The 25243-nt window shown below is 44.6% G+C and carries 28 protein-coding genes and 2 pseudogenes; 22 read left to right on the top strand and 8 right to left on the bottom strand.

Features of this window, described 5'->3' with window-relative positions; all coding sequences use genetic code 11:
* Window position 1: 1 nt before the first annotated feature.
* From RIE73_RS34460 to RIE73_RS34420, 9 genes and pseudogenes are all read left to right on the top strand, one after another.
* Window positions 2–2509, top strand: a complete 2508-nt coding sequence (locus RIE73_RS34460) for an NACHT domain-containing protein (RefSeq protein ID WP_446405449.1) — start codon at window positions 2–4, stop codon at window positions 2507–2509.
* Between the two features lie 124 nt (window positions 2510–2633).
* On the top strand, window positions 2634–2810 hold the full coding sequence (locus RIE73_RS34455) for a hypothetical protein (protein WP_446405448.1): 177 nt from the start codon (window positions 2634–2636) through the stop codon (window positions 2808–2810).
* A 28-nt stretch (window positions 2811–2838) separates the two neighbouring features.
* Window positions 2839–3168, top strand: a complete 330-nt coding sequence (locus RIE73_RS34450; RefSeq protein WP_446405447.1) for a DUF433 domain-containing protein — start codon at window positions 2839–2841, stop codon at window positions 3166–3168.
* A gap of 57 nt (window positions 3169–3225) precedes the next feature.
* Entirely contained in the window at window positions 3226–3582 is a 357-nt protein-coding gene (locus tag RIE73_RS34445) for a hypothetical protein (RefSeq protein ID WP_446405446.1), read from the top strand.
* A complete protein-coding gene (locus RIE73_RS34440; protein ID WP_446335930.1) occupies window positions 3579–4007 on the top strand; it encodes an HNH endonuclease in 429 nt (142 codons plus the stop codon). The genes RIE73_RS34445 and RIE73_RS34440 overlap by 4 nt, the downstream gene beginning before the upstream one ends.
* A gap of 12 nt (window positions 4008–4019) precedes the next feature.
* Window positions 4020–4103: a calcium-binding protein gene (locus tag RIE73_RS34435; protein ID WP_446405484.1), complete on the top strand. Its 84-nt coding sequence runs from the start codon at window positions 4020–4022 to the stop codon at window positions 4101–4103.
* A gap of 191 nt (window positions 4104–4294) precedes the next feature.
* Window positions 4295–4624: a DUF433 domain-containing protein gene (locus RIE73_RS34430; RefSeq protein WP_446405445.1), complete on the top strand. Its 330-nt coding sequence runs from the start codon at window positions 4295–4297 to the stop codon at window positions 4622–4624.
* 3 nt (window positions 4625–4627) lie between these two features.
* A pseudogene (locus tag RIE73_RS34425) lies at window positions 4628–4813 on the top strand (DUF5615 family PIN-like protein); the annotation flags it as partial.
* A gap of 191 nt (window positions 4814–5004) precedes the next feature.
* A complete protein-coding gene (locus tag RIE73_RS34420; protein WP_446405444.1) occupies window positions 5005–5361 on the top strand; it encodes a trypsin-like serine peptidase in 357 nt (118 codons plus the stop codon).
* Between the two features lie 286 nt (window positions 5362–5647).
* Here the strand turns inward: RIE73_RS34420 and RIE73_RS34415 are convergent, their stop codons facing one another.
* Window positions 5648–10357: a phosphorylase family protein gene (locus RIE73_RS34415; protein ID WP_446405443.1), complete on the bottom strand. Its 4710-nt coding sequence runs from the start codon at window positions 10355–10357 to the stop codon at window positions 5648–5650.
* Between the two features lie 138 nt (window positions 10358–10495).
* Here RIE73_RS34415 and RIE73_RS34410 point away from each other — a divergent pair, with 138 nt between their 5' ends.
* The 3 genes from RIE73_RS34410 to RIE73_RS34400 are packed head-to-tail and all read left to right on the top strand — an operon-like array spanning window position 10496 to window position 12322.
* A complete protein-coding gene (locus RIE73_RS34410) occupies window positions 10496–11047 on the top strand; it encodes a hypothetical protein (protein WP_446405442.1) in 552 nt (183 codons plus the stop codon).
* Window positions 11048–11092: 45 nt separating this feature from the next.
* Entirely contained in the window at window positions 11093–11239 is a 147-nt protein-coding gene (locus RIE73_RS34405) for a hypothetical protein (protein WP_446405441.1), read from the top strand.
* Between the two features lie 48 nt (window positions 11240–11287).
* A complete protein-coding gene (locus tag RIE73_RS34400) occupies window positions 11288–12322 on the top strand; it encodes a hypothetical protein (RefSeq protein ID WP_446405440.1) in 1035 nt (344 codons plus the stop codon).
* An 18-nt stretch (window positions 12323–12340) separates the two neighbouring features.
* On the opposite strand, the gene RIE73_RS34395 is transcribed toward RIE73_RS34400, so the two are convergent.
* The gene (locus RIE73_RS34395) at window positions 12341–12529 is read right to left on the bottom strand and encodes a hypothetical protein (RefSeq protein WP_446405439.1); all 189 of its coding nucleotides are present in this window, start codon (window positions 12527–12529) and stop codon (window positions 12341–12343) included.
* A gap of 514 nt (window positions 12530–13043) precedes the next feature.
* On the opposite strand from RIE73_RS34395, the gene RIE73_RS34390 reads away from it, so the two are divergent.
* Genes RIE73_RS34390 through RIE73_RS34380 form a run of 3 tightly spaced genes read left to right on the top strand, consistent with a single transcriptional unit; the run spans window position 13044 to window position 15780 of the window.
* The gene (locus tag RIE73_RS34390) at window positions 13044–14165 is read left to right on the top strand and encodes a phosphorylase family protein (RefSeq protein ID WP_446405438.1); all 1122 of its coding nucleotides are present in this window, start codon (window positions 13044–13046) and stop codon (window positions 14163–14165) included.
* On the top strand, window positions 14152–15435 hold the full coding sequence (locus RIE73_RS34385; protein WP_446405437.1) for a WD40 domain-containing protein: 1284 nt from the start codon (window positions 14152–14154) through the stop codon (window positions 15433–15435). Before RIE73_RS34390 ends, RIE73_RS34385 begins: the two co-directional genes overlap by 14 nt.
* Before the next feature lie 3 nt (window positions 15436–15438).
* Window positions 15439–15780 (top strand): element excision factor XisI family protein, encoded by a 342-nt coding sequence (locus tag RIE73_RS34380; protein ID WP_446405436.1) that lies wholly within the window; start codon window positions 15439–15441, stop codon window positions 15778–15780.
* Here the strand turns inward: RIE73_RS34380 and RIE73_RS34375 are convergent.
* Window positions 15758–15964, bottom strand: a complete 207-nt coding sequence (locus RIE73_RS34375; protein ID WP_446405435.1) for a hypothetical protein — start codon at window positions 15962–15964, stop codon at window positions 15758–15760. The genes RIE73_RS34380 and RIE73_RS34375 overlap by 23 nt on opposite strands.
* Before the next feature lie 128 nt (window positions 15965–16092).
* On the opposite strand from RIE73_RS34375, the gene RIE73_RS34370 reads away from it, so the two are divergent.
* Together RIE73_RS34370 and RIE73_RS34365 are read left to right on the top strand one after the other, a co-directional pair.
* A complete protein-coding gene (locus RIE73_RS34370) occupies window positions 16093–16401 on the top strand; it encodes a hypothetical protein (protein WP_446405434.1) in 309 nt (102 codons plus the stop codon).
* Window positions 16402–16414: 13 nt separating this feature from the next.
* Window positions 16415–16837, top strand: a complete 423-nt coding sequence (locus RIE73_RS34365; protein WP_446405433.1) for a hypothetical protein — start codon at window positions 16415–16417, stop codon at window positions 16835–16837.
* Here the strand turns inward: RIE73_RS34365 and RIE73_RS34360 are convergent.
* The 3 genes from RIE73_RS34360 to RIE73_RS34350 form a co-directional block, all read right to left on the bottom strand.
* Window positions 16834–17211, bottom strand: a complete 378-nt coding sequence (locus RIE73_RS34360) for a hypothetical protein (protein WP_446405432.1) — start codon at window positions 17209–17211, stop codon at window positions 16834–16836. The genes RIE73_RS34365 and RIE73_RS34360 overlap by 4 nt on opposite strands.
* Before the next feature lie 132 nt (window positions 17212–17343).
* Window positions 17344–18087, bottom strand: a complete 744-nt coding sequence (locus RIE73_RS34355; RefSeq protein ID WP_446405431.1) for a Uma2 family endonuclease — start codon at window positions 18085–18087, stop codon at window positions 17344–17346.
* A gap of 612 nt (window positions 18088–18699) precedes the next feature.
* The gene (locus RIE73_RS34350; protein ID WP_446405430.1) at window positions 18700–20136 is read right to left on the bottom strand and encodes an efflux RND transporter periplasmic adaptor subunit; all 1437 of its coding nucleotides are present in this window, start codon (window positions 20134–20136) and stop codon (window positions 18700–18702) included.
* Between the two features lie 67 nt (window positions 20137–20203).
* Here RIE73_RS34350 and tadA point away from each other — a divergent pair, with 67 nt between their 5' ends.
* From tadA to RIE73_RS34335, 3 genes and pseudogenes are all read left to right on the top strand, one after another.
* Complete coding sequence (gene tadA, locus RIE73_RS34345) at window positions 20204–20764, top strand: tRNA adenosine(34) deaminase TadA (RefSeq protein WP_446405429.1); 561 nt, start codon at window positions 20204–20206, stop codon at window positions 20762–20764.
* 44 nt (window positions 20765–20808) lie between these two features.
* Window positions 20809–21570, top strand: a complete 762-nt coding sequence (locus RIE73_RS34340) for a lysophospholipid acyltransferase family protein (RefSeq protein ID WP_446405483.1) — start codon at window positions 20809–20811, stop codon at window positions 21568–21570.
* A gap of 26 nt (window positions 21571–21596) precedes the next feature.
* Window positions 21597–21971, top strand: a pseudogene (locus tag RIE73_RS34335) (gamma-glutamyltransferase); the annotation flags it as partial.
* Window positions 21972–22150: 179 nt separating this feature from the next.
* Here RIE73_RS34335 and RIE73_RS34330 read toward each other — a convergent pair.
* Window positions 22151–22561: a putative toxin-antitoxin system toxin component, PIN family gene (locus RIE73_RS34330; protein ID WP_446405482.1), complete on the bottom strand. Its 411-nt coding sequence runs from the start codon at window positions 22559–22561 to the stop codon at window positions 22151–22153.
* Between the two features lie 86 nt (window positions 22562–22647).
* Window positions 22648–23268 (bottom strand): type I restriction endonuclease subunit R, encoded by a 621-nt coding sequence (locus RIE73_RS34325; protein WP_446405428.1) that lies wholly within the window; start codon window positions 23266–23268, stop codon window positions 22648–22650.
* A 291-nt stretch (window positions 23269–23559) separates the two neighbouring features.
* Here RIE73_RS34325 and RIE73_RS34320 point away from each other — a divergent pair, with 291 nt between their 5' ends.
* Window positions 23560–23772: a DNA-binding domain-containing protein gene (locus tag RIE73_RS34320; protein ID WP_446354487.1), complete on the top strand. Its 213-nt coding sequence runs from the start codon at window positions 23560–23562 to the stop codon at window positions 23770–23772.
* 56 nt (window positions 23773–23828) lie between these two features.
* Window positions 23829–25118, top strand: coding sequence for a TIR domain-containing protein (locus RIE73_RS34315; RefSeq protein WP_446405427.1), 1290 nt, complete (start codon window positions 23829–23831; stop codon window positions 25116–25118).
* Window positions 25119–25243 lie beyond the last annotated feature (125 nt).

Raw genomic sequence — 25243 nt, 5'->3', positions numbered from 1 at the left:
GGTGAAATTAGACTCGAACACGATCAATGAGTTATTTGAACTGCTCAAACCCTTGATGGAAGATGAGCGCAGCCGTCGCTCTTGGTTAATCCTAGCGCTGGGTAATGATGCATCGGTGTTACAGCGCATCACTTGGAGTGGTGCTGTTGCGACGTTCATTCCGGAGATGGTGGAAAAGCTAGCAGACTATGGTGAAATTGCACCGGGTAAACAAGCACTTTGGGCATTGTTGGAGTGTGTGCGATCGCATTCTGGTATCGAGAGTCAGCAACGTATTGATAAACTGCGTTCTCAGATTGATTTAGGATGGGATTCTCAGCGAGTAGCGGATACGTCTGATAGTGATGCTCTCGTGGAAAACGTGCGATCGCGTCTTCATGATGACATCCAATCCTTACATGGCACAATGCCGCTTTGGGGCGTGGATCATTGGGTGCCATTGGGTGATTTGTTTGTGGATGTGAATATTCTGGAGGAGTTGAGCAGTAGTCGTCGGTCAGAATTGCAGGACTTGTGGCAGGATTTCAGAAAGAATCCCGACTATCGTAGTTTAGATCGCATTGGCTTGGGTAAAGAACGGAAACGGGTGTCAGGATTGGAGGTGTTGGCGAAGAATACCAACCTGATGGTAGTGGGTAAACCCGGTTCGGGGAAGACAACCTATTTGCAGCGAGTGGTGACGGAGTGTAATTGGGGAAATTTACAAGCGCACCGGATTCCTGTATTGATTAAACTGCGAGAGTTTGTAGACGATGGGCGAGAGTTTGCCTATTCGCTAAAAGGGTATCTAGAGCAATACTGGCAGTTATCGAATGCCGAAACTCAATTAGTTCTAAAGCAAGGTAGAGCGCTAGTTCTGCTGGATGGATTGGATGAGGTAACGGGGGAGGATGGGAAGAAAATCACCAAGAAAATCAAACAGTTTACTCGTACTTATCCCCAGGTGCAGGTTATTGTAACCTGTCGAATCCCAAGCCAGGAATCGCGATTTGAGCGGTTTGATTATGTGGAGGTAGCGGATTTTAATGAAGCCCAAGTGCGAGCATTTGCGGAACATTGGTTTAAGGCGGTAGTGCGGGATGAGTCGGTGGGATTGGTAAAGGCGCAGGAGTTTTTGGAACAGCTCTTTTTAGAGGAGAATAAGCCGATTCGAGAGTTAGCAATTACGCCGATTTTGCTGAGTTTAACTTGTGCAGTGTTTCACCAGACGGGAAAGTTTTACTCGAAGCGTTCCAAGCTTTATCAGGAAGGGTTGGAGTTGCTGCTGGAAAAGTGGGATAAATCGCGGGAGATTGAGCGGGATGAAATTTATCAGGATTTGTCGGTAAAGCGAAAGCTGGAACTATTGCGCTATTTGGCGGTGAAGAAGTTTGAACAAGAGCAGTATGTGTTGTTTGAGCAGGAGGAGATTGAGGGATATATTGGGGAGTTTTTGGGAATTGGGCTGCGGGATAGTCGGGTAGTTTTGAAGGCGATTGAAGCGCAGCATGGGTTGTTGATTAAGCGCAGTCAGACAGTTTGGTCATTTTCACATCTGACGTTTCAAGAGTATTTAGTTGCCTTAAGCCTAAGTTACAAAGACAAACTTGGGGATGAACTGATAAAACATCTATCTTTAAAAAAATGGGAGCAGGTTATCCTGCTGTTCTCTGAAAAACTATCCCATAGGGATTATTGTGTTTTTATTGATCGACTTCAAGTTACTATTACTCAAACTTTTTCCCATGATGGAAATCTACAAAATTTACTCAAGTGGGCAGATCATAAAGCTGGCAATACTCGTATTAGCCCTTATTCAGAACCAACTCTTCGTGCCTTTTATTTGAGCTTAATGGCAAGCATTAACACAATTGATGAATTAGACCCCCTCCAGATGCTAGAACCCTCCTGGAGACCAAGCTGGTTTTTGCAAGATTTTGGCAATCTTTTATCAAAATTGGATGATGAAATTGAGTTGTCTGTTAATCATTGCTTTGGGACAGGATGGGTCTTAGGGAAGCCTTGGGGTTCTCTAGAGGGTGAACCTGCCTTAGATAACTCTCTCTGCCATGCTCGCGCTCATGCTTCCTTAGACGGGCGAGCTGTACTTTTAGACAAGGAGAAATTTGAGTTGTTTAGTAGCATGGATGATGTCAATTATGATGCAATCGATAAACCTTTGTCTGAGGCTATCGAGTTTTGTCAGAAAAATAATTTTAAAGACTTAGGAGTTGAACTATGCCAACTCTATGATCAACTTAATCAATGGACTGACTGGAACCAGGAAGAATATCATGAATGGTATGTTAATAACATTGAAGAATGGGCAGAAAAGCTAAGATGTATTTCAATTCAATATCGCAATGTAGATTATCTGTGGCAGATGGAAGAGCAAGATTGGTCTAGATTATATGTATATATTTATATCAATAAAGTTTTACTATACTGCATTGAAAACAATCCGGAAAAGTGCAATGATATAATTTCATCTATTAAGAATAATATTTTGCTGCCATACTCAGAGATTTGAGTAACTTGTAGGTTGGGTTGACGAAGGAAACCCAACTGCTCAGTTTTAGAAGCTGGATTTTGCTCCAATCAAGGTCATCAACACATATACAATGTAGTAGTTTTCTTGCATAGGAGTAGTAACTGTGACTGTTCAACTATCCCAGCCAGACTTCAACCGACTCACCCGTATTGTTCAGAATTTACCCGACTTTGCCAATGTACGCGATCGCATACGTTTAGTTGCAGGGGCGTTAGATAAGTTTACCCCAAATTGCGTGATGGCTGGGATTACTCGAAGCAGAGCGCGATCGCTACAATAAAGATAATTTTCAATTATCCCTGTACTCTATGACTCGTCAGGAACTGGAACATCAGCTTCTTCGCCTATCCCCTGCTGACAAAGCAGACATCATTCAGAGTCTGACCAAAACCCTGAGAACGGGCGGAAAAGGAATCAGCAAAACTCCTGGTATTTGTGGTGGAGAAGCCTGTATTGCCGGAACCCGAATTGCCGTTTGGTTATTAGTTGAAGCCCAACAGATTGGTATCAGTGAAGCCCAACTTCTACAAGACTATCCTCACATCAGTGCGGCTGATCTGGTCAATGCTTGGGCGTATGCAGATGCTCATCCCGAAGAAATTGCAGCAGTGATTCGCGCCAATAATGAGGTTGCCTAGGCTCATCCTCCCCCTACTGCTACAATCAAAGCAAGCTTAAACAATACATTACCGCCAATGCAAATTATCCTAGAAGTCCCCGATCGCCTGGGTGAAAAACTGCAACAATTGGGCGATCGCCTCCCAGAAGCCCTTGATCGCGCAATTGAGGAACTTACCCCCCCAGAAACCATCTGCTACCAAGACGAACTCCAGATCATCGAACTGCTTGCTAGTCAACCCAGTCCAGAAGTTATCCTTGCCATCCGCCCCACGCCTGCTTTACAAACCCGCATGAGCGAACTGCTCGATCGCAATAAATCGGGTACACTCTCGCGCTCGGAAGAAGCCGAACTTGATCGATACTTGCTTCTAGAACATTGGGTGCGTTTAGCAAAAGCTCATGCTTATAAACACTTACAAACAGCAGCATGAGTTATGTATCAGCAACTCTGCGTCGGCTAGTGACTCAACGCGCCGGAGAGCAATGCGAGTATTGCCGATTTCCCCAAACAGCTTCACTTTTCGCCTTTGAAATGGAACATATCATTGCCGAAAAACATGATGGCATCACTGAAGCTGAAAACCTAGCTTTATCTTGTCCTTACTGCAACCGCTTCAAAGGAACTGACCTCGGTTCACTCGACCCTGAGACACAACAGCTAACCCCCTTTTTTAATCCCCGTCTCCAGAAATGGTCAGACCACTTCCGGCTAGATGGAGGAACGATCATTCCACTAACTGCCCAAGGGCGCGTAACCGCTAAAATTCTACAATTTAACCTTCCAGAACGCATCCTCGAACGCGAGCAACTCATTATGAACGGAGAATATCCACCACCTCATCCACAAACAACATAATGGCTCTTTTCCCTGGCAGTAGAGGCAGATGCACCAACCCAACAGGCGATCGCAGATTGGCATTACTGGGTGAATCAAGGCTATGAGTTTGGGTAAATTAAATTGATAAAGATACTCCAATAAGCAAGGCAAAAAATCTCAAGACGGCTAGCCGTGCGGACGCGATCGCATACGCTTAGTTACAGGGGGTTTAGATAAGTTTACCCCAAGTTGCGTGATGGCTGGGATTACTGGAAGCAGAGCGCGATCGCTACAATAAAGATAATTTTCAATCATCCCTGTACTCTATGACTCGTCAGGAACTGGAACATCAGCTTCTTCGCCTATCCTCTGCTGACAAAGCAGACATCATTCAGAGTCTGACCAAAACCCTGAGAACGGGCGGAAAAGGAATCAGTAAAACTCCTGGTATTTGTGGTGGAGAAGCCTGTATTGCCGGAACCCGAATTGCCATTTGGTTATTAGTTGAAGCCCAACAGCTTGGCGTCAGTGAAGCCCAACTTCTACAAGACTATCCTCATATCAGTGCAGCTGATCTGGTCAATGCTTGGGCGTATGCTGATGGTCATCCCGAAGAAATTGCAGCAGCGATTCGCGCCAATAATGAGGTTGTTTAGCCAATGGCACGTTTGTATGCTGATGAGCAGTTTCCACGGGACGTTAGTGAACAGCTTCGGACAATGGGACATGATGTCTTGACTGTGCAGGAAGCGGGAAATGCTAACCTAGGAATTCCTGATGAAGAGGTATTAGGCTTTGCTGTCAGCAATAATCGGATAGTTATCACCCTCAATCGCCAGGATTTTAGGGTCTTCCGTAGTTAGTGTGCTAAATTGTTAGTTTAATTTGCCCAAATATTGAACAGCAATAGCTTTAACTATTTCTACCCGGATTTCAAGAGAGTTTTGAGGCGATGAAAAGCTACAGTCCTTGCTTGGCAAGCTTTCTAGCTCATTGAATCTGATAGTTTAGCACACTAAGTCCGGAAGAACCAGATTTGCCAGAGTTTGGCAGTCCCCTTGTCCTCAAGAGTAAGCCAATGCGGAGAGACGATCGCGTAGCCATCATTCAGCATCCAGGTGGACATCTGAAGAAAATCTCGATGCAGAATAACTTTATCGCCTATGCTGATGCCAATGTGGTGCAATACACGACGAGTACTCTACCGGGTTCTTCCGGTTCACCTGTGTTTGATGATGAATTTAAAGTAGTGGCGATACATCACAGTGGCGGGATGTTGGTTGAACCAGGAACGCAGCAACGTTATTTACGCAATGCAGGTACGAGTATGATTGCTGTGTTGAAGGATATGCAAGCGAATGCACCGGAAATTTATGCTCGTTTACAGGGGTAGTTGAGCGATGGCAATCAGTATCGATAGCATCCAAAAATTATTGCTCTTTCTAAGACCTTATATGAAGGATAAGTTATAAAAATGACCTCTATTCAAATCTCTGGTTTACGCGAAGATTTAGAGACAATAGAGCTATTAAGCACAGAGATTTTTCAAGAAAACGAAATTTCAGAAAAAACTAAAATTTCTGAATTTCGTGCAGATAGCATTGAAGTAGATCAAATACTACCTGTACTTACAGTTACTTTTAGTGGAGTGAGTGTACTTATTGGAGTAATCAACCTCGTCATCGCGTCGGTCTACGATCAAGCACTTCTAAGGCAGATTGCGTCTCTCGAAGATTGAAGGCGAGTAACTGCTCAAAAAGCTGAAGACCAACCTCACGATATAAGGGCTGGCGATGTAATTGGATGGCAATCGTGGTTAAACTTTCTGCAATAAATGCAGTCGCTCTGGCTGGATTGGTGAGTTCTAAACCAATCCTAGTCAGGCTCTGACAAACTTCAGCCACGATTTCTGGATGGTTATCTACAAGTTCCTCAACTTCAATAATTTCAATCAAATCATTAGCGGCTTCTACGAGTACCCCTTGGTTCTTGCAGACTGCTTGAATGATTTTCAACATTCCCTTGTCTAAGTTAAAGTGGTCTCGACTCCAGCGGAAGACGCTTGCTACAGCATGTTGAATAGAAGTGGTAGAAGAGAAAGCAAGGGTGGAAAGAATTTCTGCCGCTCGCTTTCGACATTTTCTTTGAATCCATAAATGACTTGCTGCGTAAGCCAGTCCGCAGAGAATTGCTTCATTGTCTTGATTAGCAAGATGGTGATGGATTTGCTCAACCGACCATTCATCCTGATACTGAAGATACTGAACTAGCAACAGTTCTCCATACGCTTGCTGAGAAAAGTTTGAGTGGTTAGCCCTGAGCATTTCCAGCCAGCCTTGTACAGTTTCTTTGGGTTCAAACCAACCAGTCGTGCGTGAGATAAAGTAAAGTGACCAGGCATATTGAAGAACTTCTGGGCAGTTATGAATAACCTGGTCAAAGAGTTCAGTTGCCTGAGTGCGATCGCCATTCAATAGTGGCGGCATCCGCGTCAATATATCGACCCATACGGCTGGATGAGGTTCTACACCTAATTGTGATCTAATAAATTTTGCCCAACCTTCTAAATCCGGAGGGCTTTGTCTGAGATATCCCTCGGCGATCACTCGTACAATATTATCTCTACCACCAGGGAGAAAATGGCAGCCTCCTAAGCCAAACAGGATAGGTGATTTTAGATCAGAATGGCAATCCTCGTTACTCTGGTAATGCTCTAACTCCGGTTTGGTTTGAGTAGATAGCCAACTTTCCATAAGAACTAAGATTTGTGTTGGAAGCCCTTGATTACGTTCAGCCACTTTTTCTAAAGCATCGGCAGCATCTTCACGAAACTCCTCTGAGGTGAAGCCGCGCTGGTCGAGATTTTCGACAATTTGAATTAGATTGCTAGATAAAAAATCTATTTCTGCAAGGTTAACCAGTGCCTTGCCTGCATATCTTTCGTGGCGCTGTGGCTTAAGTTGGGGAAGAAGCCCTAGACAGCGATCAGGATCATTTTTGACAAGTTTACCAAATTCGTGGGATTGTTGCTCTACACCCCCAGCCCGTGAAAGATCTTTGCTCCATCTTCGCAGAGGATGATCCCACCCTGTTTCATCAGAAAGCTCATCAAATAAGCTTAAGAGATGCTCATCTTTTGCACGAGCCATTTCTTCCTTGGTCATGCGTGGTCCGACAATTTGAGCTTCTGTCACAGTTGGGTATCGATCTTGAGCAAATTCCCCCGGAAAAGCACGAATTTCTTCATCTCTTAAGCGTTTACCTTCTGTACTGAGACACTCATCAGGAAATGCGAGTAAGAGCTGGAGCCGATGCTGGCGGTTGTATTGCGAAAAGTGGAATCGAGCCTCGGAATTCCAACTCTCTCTCGGATGGTAGTAATCAAATTTGCGAATGGCATCCTCGATTTTTACCCTTTCATTAGGTGATAGGTGTGGACAAACGGAGGAAATGAGACGTTTGGTTTCATCATGGTGATGCCCTTTTATACTGTCGCCAAGACATAAACGCCTTTGATCGCCCAAAAGATAATCTAAGATCGTTTGTGGTTCCTGACTCGATATCTTCTCCAATCCACGAGCAAGCAACCTGTGAACTAGAAGTAAATCTGATTGTAGGTTTTGCGCTACCAATGCCAAGAAGCTTTGCCTGTGATGCTCAGCTAGGTTGAAAATAGCTTCCAATAGCGCTTCAATAATTGCTCCATGATGACGACCCAGCCTAATCATTGAGTGATCCTCACGATAGCTTGTGCTACTCAAACGAGTGTCTCTTGCAATCTGGTCAACCAGATCGGTAAACCATGTCCAGATTGCATCTAAAAAAGTCTTTGGATTTACCTGTGCAAATTTCTCAATTTCATAAAAACTACCCTCCAATAACCGTTGTAGAGGTTTTCTGGGATCGTGCCAGTAATCATGTGCATACCACTCTGCTTCGTCAGCATCGGGTGGCAACTCTGGAGGCGACACCTGACTAGCTTTAACTGCCTGGGTTAACAGATAGTCCAAATGACCACGAATAACTCTCGCACCGTAGTCCGGTAAAGTCTCAGTGATTCTTTCAGCGATCACCCTAACATCATGCCATTCAAAATTGGAACGCCGAATAATTTGTTCTGTGAGCCAAACTCTTTGGGGAGTCCATTGACTGATACTCCAAATTAAGCGAATGCTCAAAAAATCGTAGGTTGCGTCGTTAAGCCAGTATTCTTCTAGCAGGCCCCAGACATCTTCAGATGCAAAACTGGTAGCTGTGGTTAGCAGTGAAGAACAATAGACAGCCTTTTCTGCTGGTTTCTCTAACCACTGGGTAAATTCAGGGCGATCGCGCAAACGCCTGAACCAGCCCGGACTCCCAATCATTGCATCTAGAACTTTGATTCCCTCTGTTTCTGAGTTGAGTAGAGGGATGAGTAATCCAGCCTCAACTGAATCGGGATTAGGTTGCGCTCCTACAAATTCAATTAGCAGATTGCGAATGTGAGGTCTTACCTGTTGTTGGGAGGTTTGCAACAGAGTTGTTAATTGCTTCTGATATTGCTGAGTAGCTGTGCCACGAACATAGTTCAGGCTCCTTAGCAAAATAGGTCTTACAAAAAGACCATCCTGTCGTTCTAAAACGAGTTCGGTCAGGGATTGTGACCCACGGGCAAAAGCACGGGCAAGGGTATGGTCATAGTAGGTTTGGTGACGGAAGCCGATGGTCGCATTCTCTGGATTGGTCATTAATAGTCCAGCTCGCTCCAACGCCTGCCAAATTTCTGGAGATGTGTCGGTGATCGCATCTGATACCCATAAAACTTCTTCTTCCGTCATGCGATCAGCAAGCTTTTCCAAAAACGCTACGCATTTTTCAGCTTCTGGTTGTTTCTTCACCCGTTCTTGCCAGAGGCGGTCTAATAGTTTTTGGGAAGACGTAAAAACATCTCCCGGTTGGGCAACATCGAGAAAAACATTCAGGTGGAGTGGATTTTGTAATAACTCTCGGAGAGGTTCCCCCATGGTTGCGGGTTGATGTCCCGATGCTTCCAAAATTGGGGCAATACTCTCCCAAGCAGGAAGACTCAACTCCAATTTATCGATTTCTTCAAGCCGAGCAAATTGAGAACCATAGCGAAATTCAAATTCCCGACAGGTGGCAACGATATGAACATTTTCACTGCCAGATAATCTCTGAATTAGAGATAGAAGCAGGTTCAATCGCTGGGATTTGCGATCCAGTAGCTCCGAGACAGCATCTAGCTGATCAATCAAAACAACTATAGGCTCTTTGCTGGCAATTGCATAAATGGCATCGTTGGGACGCAACTCAAGATGCAGGTCATGCTGTAACTTTTCAATTGTGTCGATTGCTCCATTCAACTGGTCGGCCTTAATCGCAAAAATGGCAAAACCTTGCCTGACCAGTTCATTTCCCAAGGTTGCCATCAGTGCTGATTTACCCGACCCAGGAGTACCTAGAACAATTGTTGTGGACGATTCTTCTGTTTTGATGCGCTTCAGCAATTCATCTCGCTCAGGACGTTCAATCTGCTGATTATTACTCAATGTGCGCCGCCAACTCAGCAACCCTTTGGAGGCGTTTTCCAGATTTCGTTTGAGCTTGGCGTACTGATCCGGACTTAGACCCAGAGAGGAACTAGCCTCTAATTTTGCCAGTATTTCAAAGGCAAACGCACTTGCATGTTGAGCTGCGACTATTCTTGGTTGGGCTAGGTCGATTGTGACATCTTGATCGAGTATGTGGGTAATGCCTCGAATAATCAGAGCATTGGTTTCAGCATTGGCGTGAACTGCTTTGAGGATACCATAACCTGTGACATCGACTGCCAAGGCGTCCCCATAGTTTGATTGCAAAAGCTGGTAAATCTTAGAGTGACTGGAAGTAATTTCCTTTTCACCAGCCGCGATCACTCCTACAACGGCTTTGGGTGTCCAGTTTGGCTGCTTGCCTTGAATGCGCTCAACCCAATCGTCTCCTCTAGCTGTTGCTTTTGCTCGCTGTTTCAATCTGTAACTGGCTAACCCAATTTTGGGTCTTGTCAAAAAGCCAGATTCCGTTTCTGTGCCAGACTCGTACCCATACACCTCGATCGCAGCGACAATATCTGTCGTAGCTACATCTTTTTTGAGTCCAGTTGCTACACCAACCGACAAGACTACTTGGGGTTCCCAGTAAGTGATCGCCCGTTCTGTTTCCGTTGCTGCATCCGAATTTCCTGCACTGACTTCAGCAATCGCTACTTCCCAGGTTTTTCCATTTGCAGAAAATTGCCCTAACTCATAGACTGTACCTTGCGAATGTGTTTTTTCTTCAAGGTGCGTTAAATGAGTACGAACAGCACGGTACTCATCAGGATGAGATGTCAGGATGACTGCGCGAGGCATTCGCAAGTACCTTTGTATTAGTAGCTATCACCCTATTGTGACAAGACTCAAGAAATTTGCCTAGTTGGACTCAAAATTAAGTGATGGATTCCTTTCCGTCACAATAGATGCAGGGTTTTAGGAACTGGGGAGTCAGTCATGAGCGATAAAGACCAAATTCTGGAAATTTTCTTTAAGGAATATGACAAGCTGAAGTCGGAGCAGGCTCAACGGATTGGCTTTCGGGATAACTTGTTATATGTGACGCTGGGTGTGTTTGGCGGGGTTGTCTCCTTTGCCGTTTCCAACCCGTCCAACTATTATGCCCTGCTCGTGATTCCCTGGGTATGCCTGATTCTGGGCTGGACGTATGTGGTTAATGATGAGAAGATTTCAGCGATCGGCAGATATATTCGCTACAAGCTGGTCAATAAGGTCAAGGAACACACGGGCTATGGGGATCTAGAAACCCTCTTTGGTTGGGAGATTGCCCACCGTAGTGATAAGCACCGCAAACGCCGCAAGATTCAGCAATTAATTGTGGATGAGATTACGTTTGTCTTTTCCGGCATAATTGCTCTAAGCGCATTCTGGTTTCTGGTTGCCAAACCTCCTTTAGGGGTGACAATTTTGTCCTGGGTAGAACTTCTACTTTTAATCCTGTTGGGAGTCGAGATGTTTATTTATGCTGACTTGGCAGAGGGGCGTTAACCTTTAATCGGGGTGTACCATACAGCAACGAAGGAAAGTTAGGCTATGGCGAAAGTGGAACGGGATGCAGAACGAGAAGAGCGGATCAAAATGGAAATTGATAAAGATACTCCAACAAGCAAGGCACAAAATCTCAAGACTCCCGCTAGCCGTGCGGACGCGATCGCTCTTACAGACTACCCCAGTGAGTAAGTTATAGTTTACCTATGGGGATTACGTTGGTAAAAGGTTAATTTGACGGTGAAATTAGACAGTTACACTATCAATGAGTTGATCGAACTGCTCCAACCATTGATGGAAGATGAGCGAAGCCGTCGTTCCATCCTAATCCGAGCGCTGGGTAATGATGCACCTGTGTTGCAGCGCATAACTTGGAGTGGCGCTGTTGCGACTTTCATCACGGAGATGGTGTGTATGCTAGCAAACCACGGCGAAGTTGAACCGGGTAAACAAGCACTTTGGGCATTGTTGGAATATGTGCGATCGCAAAGGGGTCTTGATGTACAACAACGTATTGACAACCTGCGTCCTCGAATTGCTTTGGGTGTCAAGTCAATGGACGATATGTTAGCTATCGATATTAATTTTATTTCATTTATTCGTTTGTGTTTGGATACTGCCGAAAAGAGACAGAATGCTGGAAAACTTTCAGAAGAACAACAAACCACTATTAATATATTAAAGGATAAGGTGCAACCTCTGATAACCATGAGCGACCAGTTATCTGAAATGGCAAATAAAGCACAAGTATTTCTTAGAGAAACAAGACAAATCCTAGAAACTGAGATAGAAGAGTTACGTTCGCAAGGAAGTAACAATATACTACAAATAGAGCAGCTTAAAACCGATAAAGCTGAACTTGAACAAAAGATAAGACCTCTAGAGGAGCAACTTCAAGTTTTGAGACAGTTTGAACAAGACTTAAAAACTGGCAAAGACGCCGCAAAATGGCTGGACAAGAATCGAGCCGCCCTGGCGAAAAGAGCAGGTAATGTTGCCTTAGATGAATACAAAGATCTAAAAATAGCTTTTTCATCTGAGCAGATAGATGATTTCTATTGGGAAATTGAAAAGTATCTAGAACGTATATCTTGGTGTTTAACTTGGGGAAAATACGATCTTATAGAGGAACCTGATCTCCAAACTTTACCTGCCTATGCTTATCAAATGTCCTTCATTTATATCAGAGACCAAAGAATTCCTGACTCTATGTATAGCCAAGCAGTTACCGAGCTAAAAGCTTGTATAAGCTATCTCATAGAAAGATTATCGTGAGCGAACTAAGATCTATTCCTAAGAGATCTTTCTTTGGCAGTTTCGGAGAGCTTTTTCAAGAGCTTGTTTTTCTAGCAAGTTTTGAGCCGCTTGATCGGCAAGCTCACCATATTGTTGATTGACACGCTGAACCGCTTCATTTAGAGTGACTCCTTGGTCTAGAAGACTAGTTAAAGAATCTTGGAATCTTTGATAGGCAGGTGACATATCAAAAAACTTAGTTTAAGGATTACGTGCTTCGTATACGCTTTACCGGAATTATTCTTAGAGTCCGGAATTCTATTAGGAAAAGAAAATTAAACAAAAGTGGCATGATTGTAGTAAGGCTAACCGATGCTTGGTTGCAGAGGCGTTGGAAGGCAGACCCAAAGCGGATGTAATCTTGGCTCAGCTAGACTTAGACGGTTCCTTGATCGGGGTTTCGTATAGAAAAATTACGTCATCGCCAGTCGGGAACCGGGTGAACAGACAGACTACGCCTTCAATTACCAACTGGATATTAACGGTCACAAGTACGGAATACAGACGGCTCAGGCGTTACCGGAGGTGCATCTTACACGAATCCTGAATTAGACTATACAGTTGTATCCCTAAAACATTTGCCTGACTTTGGCAGTCTCCTTATTCTCAATAGTAGGCAAATGCGGAGAGGCGATCGCGTGGCAATTATTCAGCATTCAGGCGGACACCTGAAGAAAATCTCGATAAGGATAGTTAGGCAATGGCAATAAGTAACGATAGCCTTGAAAAATTATTGCCTCTACTCAGACCCTATTTACGGGATGAGAATGAGCGTCGAGCCTATTTGATCAGGGCGTTAGGCATGGATACACCTGTGTTGAATCGCCTGGTTTTAAATACACCTGTGGATTCTTTCATCACTAGCATGGTGACAGAACTGGTAGACTTCGGCGAAATATCCCCAGGTCAACCAGCACTTTGCGCCTTGTTGGAAGTGATTCGTGAAGATGTGGGCGTAAACAATAAGGCAAAAATAGATAAACTACTTCAACAACTGCGAGAGGAGTTAACTGAGACACCCGTTGCTCAAGAATCCGTATCATCAAAACAAGACGCTCAAAATTTGCAGTGCGCTGTTATCCTCACGGCTATTCCCATTGAATATAGAGCTGTTCGCGCTCACTTGACAAATCTAGAGGAAGAGATACACCCTGAAGGCACTATCTATGAACGAGGAAACTTCTTATCCAACGGTCAATCCTGGCAAATAGGAATTGTTGAAATCGGGGCAGGTAATGCTGAGGCGGCGGTAGAAACGAAGCGAGCCATTGATTACTTTAAGCCGACTGTTGTACTCTTTGTTGGTGTAGCAGGTGGAATCAAAGATGTTGTCCTTGGTGATGTGGTAGCAGCGACAAAAGTTTATGGGTACGAGTCCGGAAAAGTTGTCGAGGAAACGTTCCAACCTAGACCCAATACTAGCCTCGTAAGTTATCGTTTAGAACAGAGAGCTAAGGCTGAAGTTAGGAAAGAAGAGTGGTTAAACAGGATTGGAGAATCGATGCCAACACCAAAACCTCGCGCTTTCACGGGAGCCATAGCTGCAGGGGACAAAGTGGTGGCTTCAACGAAGTCTGATCTGTATCAGCTTCTGCGGACAAATTATGGTGATGCGCTAGCGGTAGAAATGGAAAGTCATGGTTTTCTCAAGGCGGTTCGTGCTAATCCAGAAATCAATGCATTAATTATCCGTGGTATCTCTGATCTCATTGATGGTAAAAGCAATGCTGATGCGGCTGGCTCTCAGGAGAAAGCGGCACAACACGCTAGTGCTTTTGCATTTGAAATCTTGGCAAAACTGTTAGGTGATGGCAATCAGTAGCAATATAATTCAAAAATTATTGCCTCTACTTAGACCCTATTTAAGGGATAAGAATGAGCGTCGAGCCTATTTGATCAGGGCGTTAGGCACGAATACACCTGTGTTGAACCGTCTGGTTTGGGATGTATCTGTGGATGTTTTCATCACAGATATGGTTGAAAAACTAGGAGAATTCGGTGAAATTCACCCTGGTCAACCTGCGCTTTGTGCTTTGTTGAACGTGATTCGTGAAGAGGTGAATGGAAATAGAAAGTTAGATATAGACGAATTGCTACTTCAGGTTAATCAAGAACTGAAAACACCAACACCAAATTTTGTCTGGAAAGGTGTACAGACTCTCAAGGGACATTCAGAGTTAGTTCGCTCTGTGGCAATTAGTCCTAATGGTCAGATACTTGCTAGTAGTAGTAATGATCAAACGATCAAGCTGTGGAATTTGCCAACTGGCAAACTCCTTTACACCCTGGCGGGACACTCCAGTATGGTTACATCTGTTGCCTTCAGTCCGGATGGGAAAACCCTGGCTAGTGCCAGTAACTTGGCAGTTGGAGACGGTAACATCAAATTGTGGAATGTCGAGACAGGAACGCTACAGCAAACACTTGACAAAGGATTGCTCAATTTACGTGTTAGCTGCGTCACCTTTAGCCCAGACGGAAACACTCTGGCTAGCGGAAACATTGATGCCACGATTAAACTATGGCAATTGAACAGTGGCAGATTGGATAATACTCTCAAAGGACATGGGTGGGATGTCAATTCAGTTGCCTTTAGCCGTAATGGTAAAATCCTGGTGAGTGGAGGTTTGGATGGTGCCATCAAGATATGGAATTGGCGTACAGGGGAATTACTACACACCCTGAATCGACCCTCACCGTCAGATATAATTGGTTCCTTGGTATCTTGGTTTGATTCTTCTGTTGGGGTAATTTGGTCTGTGGCTATCAGTCCTGATGGACAAATGATTGCGAGTGGTGGTTCCGAGCAACCCATCATGTTATGGAATTCTGAGACGGGAAAATTGGTGCGTATTCTGACGGGACATTCAGGAAAAGTTTATTCGGTTACATTTAGCCCCAACGGGAAGTTACTTGCCAGTGGTGGTGATGACAATACGCTGAGAATTTGGAATTATCAGACAGGTGAACTACTTCAAACCTTAGAGCATTTAAGCCCAGTTTATTGTGTTACTTTCAGTCCTGATGGACAGACATTAGTCAGTGGTAGTGCAGATAGTACTATTAAGCTTTGGCGCATACATGGTAGTTAGGTGATGGCAATAAATAGGGGAAAATTAAATTATGCAGAACTCGTGCAAACAATCCTTAAGGCGCACTTCGCCCAACTTCAAGATGACGAAACTGAAGTACAGTTAATTCTTGATAGAGAACGCCATCATTACTTACTAATGCTCGTGGGTTGGCACAACCAACGACGAGAATATGGCAGCCTAATTCATATTGATATCAAGGATAACAAAATTTGGATTCAGAGTGATGGAACAGAAGTAGGAGTCGCCAACGAATTAGTTGAGGCTGGAGTGCCACAACAGGATATTGTTTTAGCGTTTAAATCTCCCTTCAAGCGACAATTTACTGACTATGCTGTTTGTTAACCGCAATGAACGCACCCAAACGCCTACTGACTATAGCATTGTCCTGGAAAATCAAACGATGAATCATCAGACGCGATCGCGACTTAGAATGATCAGCCTTAACAGACAAAGCTTGCAGTACCTTCATAGCCTCATCTAGCATGGGTTCTGGCAACTGTTCTAGCTCAATGACGCGATCGCGCACTCTGCTTCTCCTTGCTGCTGCTGGTTGCTCATGGATAATGCGATCGCTTACTAATATTACCTAAAATTGATAGTGAACCAGTACAATGAATTATCTTTACATCTCAAATCAGCGTGCCAATAAAGTAAATGGAACCTCTACCCAATAGCTGGGCAGATATTCAGCCTGATATCATATATCAAACAGCTAATGGGCTGCTCGTATCTTTTAGTCAAGCTCAAATACAACTCGGAATCAAATATGACCAAAATAACAAACATTTAAAAGCCATTGAAAGAGGAATCGTTGCCTCTCGCGGTAATATTGGTCTTGTTCCTTCTGAAGTAGAGAGTTACGATCTAAAATCAAAGGTACTAGGAAAAGGAGGCGATCGCCGTTTTCATGGAAAAATAATTGAGGGAGTCTTACACTTCTCCGGTTTTGTGACAAAACATTAATTATCAATAAACTATGACGAGAATTGAGTTAAAAAATCATCCTGTTTGGCAAGATTTAACTGAAGTATTAGAAGATCTAGATACCAAGGTTCTTGTGACAGAACATCTGGAGTCATGTAACTATAAAATCTGTGGTTACTGGGACGAACAAGATGCATTTTATGAAGAGATTACCTTACCCCGTTCCTTGTCTGCTGAGTTAGTCGGCACTTCCATTGGTATTACAGACAGAAATCGTTGGATTAAACTTAAATTTATTCTCAAGGCTGACCGAATAGTTCACGAAGATGGGTCGAATTCTAATAGTAAACAAAATCTTGGCGAACTAACCATCATTTATGATGAAAATCTGCAATTCATTGATGAAACTTGGCAGATAAACATCGACTCGCCTGCGATTGTTGCCAAACATCTTACCGATATGCCCCTTGACTAATCGCGTTTCAAAGCTCGTGCCTTTAATAAAATCATCAGATGGTCTAATTGCTCGTAAACATCTAACTCCGCTAATTCCATTGAGCTAATTGTTGCAGAGCGATTTTTGGCTAATAAAAATTCCAACTGAGCTTGAGCTTTGGGCGAAACTTTAAAAGCAATAATTTCTTCAGGAGTTGGGTGCTTAATTAAAAAATCAATTACTTCTTGGTAAACGGCAGGAATATCTATAACTCCTGTTTTCACTATTGGCTCAGATGTTGTTTGGAGATTAACAACATCTAACAATTGCAAAAGCAATTCGGGTAAGCGATTTTGTAGAGGTTTTAAACGTTGAGCTAGTTCATCAGAAATTTGAATCGTTAATTCTGCCATTGCGATCGATCATTAGTGCTATCCGGCTGGTCTAGTATCACAATTATAGCTTTACTACCCTGGCAATTTCTCAACTACAAGATTTCCCCTTTTGTAGAGACGTTCCGCCGGAACGTCTCTACCAACTGGTTTTCAAACCTCATCCGGATCAATGCCCATTTCTCGTAGGCGTTCAGCTAGTTGTTCGGCTCGTTGTTGAGCTTGTTCAGCCTGCTGTTGAGCTTGTTCAGCTTCCTGTTGAGCTTGCGCCGCCTCTTCTTCAGGAGTAAGTAACAACTCTCCCGCTAATGTCGCCCAACGTAGCCAGGTTGTTTGAATATCTTTATAGGAACCTTGCCAACGCACTAAGGCTAAACCTAATATTTGGCTGACAAATCGCCCTTGTTCATCCAAATTCAGGGGTTGATACACGCCACCTTGTAAACTAAATCCCGCCCAATCTTCTGAATCAAAGGGATTGTACCAAAAATATTCCGGAACTCTCACCTTATCTTGGTAAATTTGTTTCTTTTCGGTTTTATCTTTGGTGGCTGTACTATTAGAAATTAATTCAATAATAACATCCGGTGCTTTACCTTCATCCCACACAACCCAGCTAAGTCGTTCACCTTTGGGAACTCCCAACACGACAAAGACATCAGGACCGCGAAAGTCTTGGTTTTTGATTTGAGCCGCACTGAAATAAAGGAACATATTACCGCCAACATAGCCATCCTCTCGTTGAGCTAACCACGCGACGAGAGTATCCCTAAGCATTTGCATTTGCAGAAAATGTCGCTGAGTTTCCATGGGAATATCATCTTCACAGGGTAAGTCATACTGGGTTGGCGGTAGAGCTAAATCAACAGGAGCCGATTCAATCGTAGTTTGAGACATGGTTTTTCTTAGATTGCGCCTATTTTCTTAACTGTAACGCCTGTGATCAGACTATTTGAGAGATTGAGGAGAAAACCTATTCAGATTGGGTTGTGTTTTTGTACAAGTTGTGTTATAAAGATAGCCCCGACATCCGCCCGAAGCCCGGAGTTCAAACTCCGGGCTAATAGCTCAAGTCCACTAAAGTGGACTAATATAGCAGTCTGCTGAATAAGCTCGCCCGGAGTTCAAACTCCGGGCTAATAGCTCAAGTCCACTAAAGTGGACTAATATAGCATTTTCATTTGGGTCGTAAACACAGGAACCTGGTAAAAAGGCAATAGGCAATAGGCAATAGGCAATAGGGGAAAGAGAGAGGGAGTTTTTTTGAAAGCAAAGAAAAGACAATCTAGATGCACATTTCATTTGAAAACGCTATATAGCAGTACCATCGTTTCAGGTGTTTTTATCGGACATGATATAAATACTCCCGTTATAATTTATATCAATTCCGTTTAAATGCTCATCCTTGCAGTACGACAGTACAAGGGTTTGAGGCTATTTTTATAATGACTACCTAAACGGAAGTGATATTAGTCCGCGTAGGCGGACTTTGTTTGTGTAGCAGCGATTTCAATCGCCGTGGCTTGTTGAGTTTCTTGCTGATAAAATACTCAAACGCACCGTATCTCCATCCTTTAACGGCGCATCACTGCGAACCACAAACCGTTCCCCTGGCTTTAAACCGGATACAATAGCCACTCTACCCTTAGCGCGATCGCTAATTTCTACTTGACGTGCCTTAACTTTAGATTCACCCCCATTTTCAACCACGACAAATACCGTCGCTTTCTCTGAGGTTTTAGTCGTTTTCGCCGTCTGAGTATCGCCACGCCCTGACTCTCCGCCAACCTCTAACGCCGTTTGCGGAACCACAACTTGGGCTTGGGTATTTGGGGTGAAGCGAACTCTGGCTAAAAGTCCACTCCCAATTTGACGATTCGGATTGGGAATTGTCACTTCTACAGGAATTTGTAAGGCTTCACTATCTGCGGCTGGAGAAATTCGGGTCACTTTTCCGGAAAACAATTCATTGGTAAGGGCGTCTAACTGCACCGTTACCGATTGTCCCACCTGAATATCCGCTAATGCTCGATCTGAAACCCGAACTTCTACTTTTACCTGAGAGAAATCCCCTAACTTCAGCAGTTCACTTCCTGGTGTCACCAAATTCCCCGATTCGGTGACTCGTTCTAATACCACACCGTTAATCGGGGAGGCGAGTAACGCATAGGATTGACGTTCCTTATTTTCAGCTAAAATAGCTTGCTGCGCCTTGACTCTCTCTTGTGCAGCAGCAACGGCTTGTTGTTCGGTGCGAATTTGCTTGAGGGTGGCTTGCAGGTTTTGTTGGGCGGTGGCGGCGGCGGTTTGGGCTAATTCGGCTTCTTGTCGAGAAATAGCGCCTTCTTGTGCCAGGTTTTGGAGTCGTGTCGCATCAACTTTAGCTTGCTGCAATTCTAACCGGGCTTGTTCTGCCCTGGCTTGGGCATTTCCGACCTGGGTTTGGGCGCGGGCGACTTCTGATTTGAGGGCGGCGAGTTCCGCTTGGGCTTCGGTTACAGCCGTTTGTAATAAGGCGTCATCAATCTGGGCTAAAATTTGTCCTTGTTGCACCTGATCGCCAATATCAACCGCTAGCTTCAACACCCGCCCTTCGATTTGAGATCGCAGGGAGACATCCCGCAGCGGTTGAGTGTTACCTTTATACTCTATGGGTTCGACCACCCATCCCGTTTCTGCGATCGCGACATCTACGGCGGTACTGCTTTCTTGTTCCGTACCAGGAGGTTTCGGTTGCGCCCCCACTTCAGTTTGGGCGACAAGATTACATCCACTGAGAGACGGTAGGAGTAAAATAACCCCCAACACCAGAAAACCTGAATAGTTAGTCTGAAGATTTTTCAGATTTAACCCTTTCCCTGGATTACCCAATATCTGACACTTCAGCCCCGTGGGTGGCTGATCACAATGAGACGCTGAATGACTCGCTTGATGCTGAGAGTACACGCTTTTGATTCCAACTAGAGTAAAGTCGCCAAGGCTGATTTAAACTTTCTTCATATATCTACTCTAAATGTTACCGCCTATTAATCACGTTGCCTATCAAAAGCATCGCCACTGGATGAATCAAGCTCTCGCGATCGCCAAATCTGCGGGGGAAGCTGGGGAAGTCCCTGTTGGTGCAGTAATTATTGATCATCAGGATAATCTCATCGCCACTGGCGAAAATCGGCGAGAACGCGATCGCGATCCTACCGCCCATGCGGAAATCCTCGCTCTACGTGCAGCCGGACAAGCCTTAAACACCTGGCATTTAAACACCTGTACCCTTTATGTCACCTTAGAACCCTGCGCCATGTGTTCTGGGGCGATTATCTTAGCGCGGCTAGGGTTGCTGGTGTATGGCGCAGATGACCCAAAAACTGGCACAATCCGCACTGTTGCCAATAGTCCTGATAGCGCCTACTCCAACCATCGCTTACCCGTATTGGCTGGGATTATGGAAACCGAATGCCGAGAGTATTTGAAATCCTGGTTTGCCCAACGACGCCAGCGCGATCGACAATCAACGCTTAACCATGACATTAACAGAACTGTCCCTTCAGTAGACGACAGGGGTTGTCAGACCTCATAAGGTAAAAGTGGAGAGTCGAAACACAAAAAACCCAATCCCTTATGATGCAACTCCAATCCCGTGAACAGAACCAAACCTCCTCCAACTTGGACAAGCCTGATTCAAAGACGGTCAATTCCGCCAAAATAGTTCCCGTCAACTCCAGTGTATCCCCTTTGTTAACCTCCATCCTCTATCCCTTGGGTCGCCGTATCCTCATGCCTCTTTATTTTGGGCGGCTGCAAGTGAGGGGACAAGACAACATTCCCCAAACGGGTCCAGTTATCTTAGCACCCACCCATCGATCACGTTGGGATGGGTTAACCATGGCTTATGCGGCTGGGAAACCTGTCACAGGACGGGATTTGCGGTTTATGGTGTCGCAAGATGAAATGAAAGGATTACAAGGCTGGTTTATCCGCCGCATGGGTGGGTTTCCGGTGAATACGAAACAACCGGGAATTGGCAGTATCCGCCACAGTGTCGAACTTCTGCGTCGTGGCGAAGCCCTAGTTATGTTTCCCGAAGGGAATATATTTCGTCATGGTGAGGTTAATCCACTTAAACCTGGTATGGCAAGAATTGCCCTGCAAGCCGAATCTAATCAACCGGGTTTGGGATTAAAAATTGTCCCCGTTAGCATCCGTTATAGTGACCCTGTTCCTCACTGGGGTTCTGATATTGACATTCAGATTGGATCGGCTTTAGATGTCGCCAAGTATTGCAGTCAGTCGGCTAAAAAAGGCGCTCAACACCTAACCACCGATCTGGAAATGGCACTCAAACAGGTCGATCAAAAGCTAGAAGTAATCAAAGAAGCTGTTTAAGCTAATGTTCCTAGAATCTGAGAGGGATGGGTGATCCGGATTTTGTTGAGATTCCCGTTAAGCGCCTGTTGAGTCAGGGGTATGCGGCGCAGATTCGGGAACAAATTGGGGAGAGGGCGCTGAATCCCCAGGGGTTGCAGATGCAGGATATGCCTCAAGGGACGCATACGACGCATTATTCTATTGTGGATCAGTTTGGCAATGCCGTGGCGGTTAAGTATACGATTAATTCCCTGTTTGGCGCGAAGGTGATGGCAAAGGATACGGGGTTTTTGTTGAATAATCAGATGAATGATTTTACGGTGAAGCGGGGGTAAGGGAATCAGTTTGGTTTGGTTCAGGGGGAGGCGAATCAGATTGAACCGGGGAAGCAACCGTTGAGTTCGATGAGTCCGACAGTACATTTTCGATCCCCCTAAATCCCCCTTAAAAAGGGGGACTTTGATCTACTGTACTTTATTACAGAATTAAGCGCTGTAAGGCAGAAGGCAGAGGGCAGAGGGCAGAAGGGAAGAGGGTTTTAGTTGCTTAATCGTTGTTGATAGTTCTCTCGTGTGTTTGTGCTTGAGAAATGACTAAGTTATTCCTGTACATCACAAACTAAGCGTTTAAACAAAGATACAGAAATAATGGTGGTATTGCCCAAGGTTTGAACGTCTGAGAAATCTCTGTCTCCGGTGATTAAAAAGTTGGCGTCGGCGGCGATGGCACAGGCGAGGAATTTGGCGTCTTTCTGGTCTCTGGGAAAATCAATGTTGATGTTGACATCAATGAATTGGGTGATTTCATCTAATAGTGTAAACCATCTCTGTTTCTGGTCTGGGGTTAACTTGAGCCGACGGCGATTTAAAACCTCTTTATATTCGGTCAAGATTTCGGCTGATACGACCCACTCAATCTCTGGATTGCCCACCACAAACAGAATCACGGCTTCGGGATTCCTATCGGCAATCGCGGCGGAGACTAAAACGTTTGTATCAATATTGTACAGACACGCTATGGCGCGTCTCTACATTTCCCTCCTGTTTTCTGCTTTTGCCTGTGACACACCGAGCGAAGTCGAGGTGTTGCCTTCTTCTAGATGAGTCGTTTTAAAATTTGAATCACCCGATGCAGTTGGTTATCACGGCGAGTTGAAAGGGTAAATTTGTCGGATAAATCATATTCTTTTTGCTGAGGGTCTAGTTTCACAAAAAGGTAATCTTCTCCGGTGGTGATTAAACCATAAGCAGGATTCTCAGTTATGGGGTTAGACATCATGTAGGCGAGGGTTTGGGGTAAAGCTTGCATAACACTAAAACCATAACGTTTGGTTTCTAAAAGGATGAGCCATAATCTATCCTGCATGACTAAAATATCAATGAGTCCCTCTAGGGTTTGGTCTTTGTCTTCGATTTCAATTTTGATGTATTTTTCCCCTTTAATGAGATAGGGGGGATCGTACAAGCCTAATAGTTCTAGAATGGGAGCAATTATAATCAGGTTTACGGTACTTTCGGTAATCGCACCTTCGGCTTGGTAGTAACGATAGCGGGTGCGTAGGCGATCGCACGTTTCAATTTCCCCTAGGCTGAGTTCGGGTAAGGGTTCTAGCCATTCTGGGAAGAAGGTGGGGTTGGTTGTCGGCTGCAATTGAAAGGTTTGATGCGCCTGGTTTAAGTTTGTAATTGCTTTGGTAACACCAATAACCTGGGGCATGGCATAGATTGGAGATAAAGGGGTGAGTTCTCTTGGGAGTTGGTAACGCCTAGGCGTTCTTTTATTCTAGGGGGTGATTGTCAACCTGGGGTGACACCTGTAATGGGCTTGGAAACCAAGTAATATACCGTAGGGTGGGCATTGCCCACCAGCATACCAGTCACCAAGTAATGGGCTTGGAAACCAAGCCCCTACGACGGTTGGGGTGAAACGTTTAAGATTTGATACGAGACTCTTGTCAAATTCCGCTAGGCATTTGTTAGATTAGGATATCTTTTTCCGGTTTTCCCGATGAACTCAGTCCAACTCGGTATCCGCATTCCTACCCATCTTAACCAACGTCTGACTGACTATATTGAACGCACGGGATTGTCGAAGACGGAGGTGGTGATTAATGCGTTGGCGTCTTATATGGGGTGTAGTGAGGAGATTCCCCTGAATGAACGGGTGGCGTCTCTGGAGGCGAAGATGATGGTGTTGGAGGGATTGGTTAAGGAAAAGTAAGCCAAAACCGTTTGATGTGACCTAATTTTGCCCTCTACAGAACAATGGGATAGCTGGTGAGTAACTTCAATGATTTAATCGAAATCTCTGGGTGTGACAACTCATCCCGCCGGGGGGATGTAATTTTTGTCCACGGATTGGGGGGTACAGCGAGGGGAACTTGGCACCCCCAGGAACAGCAAGATGACGATAATTTTTGGTGCGCTTGGTTGGGGGAAGATTTACCCGATGTGGGAATTTGGTCATTGGGGTATGAGGTGGAACCCTTTCGCTGGAAAGGAAATTCTATGCCCTTGTCAGATCGGGCTACGAATAGTTTAGATCTGCTGGATAGTTATGAGATAGGCGATCGCCCGATTATTTTTATCACTCATAGCATGGGGGGATTGCTGGTTAAGCAGATGCTGCGGAGTGCTAGGGATTTTGGTAGATGGAGTGCGATCGCACAAAAGACAAGGGGGATTGTATTCCTGTCTACGCCACATTCCGGTTCAGATATGGCGAGTTGGATTAAGCATATCGGTGGGATTCTGCAAACCACTGTCAGTGTTGAGGAGTTGGAGGCACATCACTCGCGGTTGCGGGAATTGAATCTTTTATATCGCAATGATGACCAGTTTAGCCAAATCCCGATGTTAGTGTACTGCGAAACGCGACCCACGAAAGGGATTTTAGTGGTGAATCAAACCAGTGCTGATCCGGGGATTAAGGGGGTTGTTCCTGTACCAATGGATTTTGACCATATTTCTATCTGTAAGGTGGCGGATAGGAAGAGTCAGATTTACCGCCAGGTGAAGCGATTTATCGATAAGAATTTACCTATCCATTCAGCACCCACTCCAGATTTAACCATTCAACCACCCCCGATTCAAACCAATAAGCAGATGAAACGCGAACAAGTTTTTATCAGTTATAGTCACAAGGATAAAGTTTGGTTAGATAAACTCCAGACTATGCTGAAACCGCTGATGCGGAATAAGACAATCTCCGTGTGGGATGATACAAAAATTCAAGCTGGGGTCAAGTGGAAAGCAGAAATTGAAAACGCTCTCGCCGACGCCAATGTAGCCGTTTTAATGGTCAGTTCTGATTTTCTTGCCTCTGACTTCATTGCTGAACATGAATTGCCGCCTTTACTAGCAGCCGCTGAAAAGGAAGGCGTTAAAATTATTTGGATACCTGTAACGTTCTGTCTGTACGATGAAACAGAAATTGCTGACTATCAAGCTGCACACAACCCAAATCAACCTTTAGATGGTCTGAGTCCAACTGAGTTAAATCAAGTATTAGTCAAAATTTGTAAGCAAATAAAAGCTGCCGCTACTGGATTGTCGCTAAACCCTTAGATGACCCACTGTTAAGTAGTCGGACAAAAGAAAACGGCACTGTATGAAGTTTTGTAATCCTTGTCAGGCATCAGTTGTGGAGAAAGACAATCTGGAGGAAGGGGGGTTTGTGATCGCGTCCAATC

Origin of the sequence: Coleofasciculus sp. C1-SOL-03 (genome assembly GCF_040220555.1) — a bacterium.
In the GTDB taxonomy this organism is placed as follows: Bacteria; Cyanobacteriota; Cyanobacteriia; order Cyanobacteriales; family Coleofasciculaceae; genus Coleofasciculus.
The sequence above is the reverse complement of the archived record's forward strand: the minus strand, read 5'-3'. Positions and strand labels throughout refer to the sequence as shown.